Annotated in this window: 1 protein-coding gene; it reads left to right on the top strand. The window is 65.5% G+C overall.

Features of this window, described 5'->3' with window-relative positions:
- Positions 1 to 96: 96 nt before the first annotated feature.
- Positions 97 to 354 (top strand): hypothetical protein (locus SB658_RS22470; RefSeq protein WP_410602432.1); only part of this gene is annotated, 258 nt, incomplete at its 3' end.

Consider the following 354-nt stretch of genomic DNA (forward strand, 5'->3'; position numbering starts at 1 on the left):
CTGATCGAATGCCGCGACCTCCAGGCCCCTGCACGGCCCCGTGCTGTGGCACGGGCCGGCGTTGCTCCGCACCCTCGCTCCATAAGGACTTGAACGATGCGCAATATGCTCCTGGTAACCAGCCTGTTGCTTGCAACGCCCCTGCTGGCGTCGGCCGGCGACGAGCTCAGCTACACCTACGTGGAGGGCGGCTGGAACCGGCTGCAGCTGGATGCCGACAGCGCAGGTGACTTCACCATGGATGGTGGCTATGTGCGGGGTTCGTTCGCGGTCACACCGCAGTTCCATGTGATCGTCGGCGCGTCACACCTCAGCGGCTGCCACGGGGGCCCATTGTGGCGCAAAGAAGGCCTG

The organism is Bacillus sp. SIMBA_008 (assembly GCF_046535495.1).
GTDB lineage: Bacteria > Bacillota > Bacilli > Bacillales > Bacillaceae > Bacillus > Bacillus subtilis.